Annotated in this window: 1 protein-coding gene; it reads left to right on the forward strand. The window is 50.2% G+C overall.

Features of this window, described 5'->3' with window-relative positions; genetic code table 11:
- A partial coding sequence (locus tag HMPREF2760_RS12530; RefSeq protein ID WP_148138843.1) for a DDE-type integrase/transposase/recombinase occupies nucleotides 1–291 on the forward strand: 291 nt, incomplete at both ends.

Below are 291 nucleotides of genomic sequence, written 5' to 3' on the forward strand. Positions count from 1 at the left end.
GGGTATCGCTGGTTATCGAAGCTTTATCTCATGCAAGGAAAGTCCGTGGAAGTCTTAAAGGGGCAATTTTCCATTCTGATCATGGCAGTGTGTACACCTCACAAGCATTTAGGGACCACTGCACCCAGCTTGGTGTTCGCCAATCCATGGGCGCGGTGGGAACGAGTGCTGATAATGCCTTGGCAGAGTCATTTAACGCCACCTTAAAGCGTGAAGTTCTGCGTGATCGGAAAGTCTTTGACAGCCCAATCAGCTGTCGCCAAGAAGTCTTTCGATGGTGCATGCGCTACA

Origin of the sequence: Corynebacterium sp. HMSC065D07 (assembly GCF_001810695.1) — a bacterium.
Classification (GTDB): Bacteria; Actinomycetota; Actinomycetes; order Mycobacteriales; family Mycobacteriaceae; genus Corynebacterium; species Corynebacterium hesseae.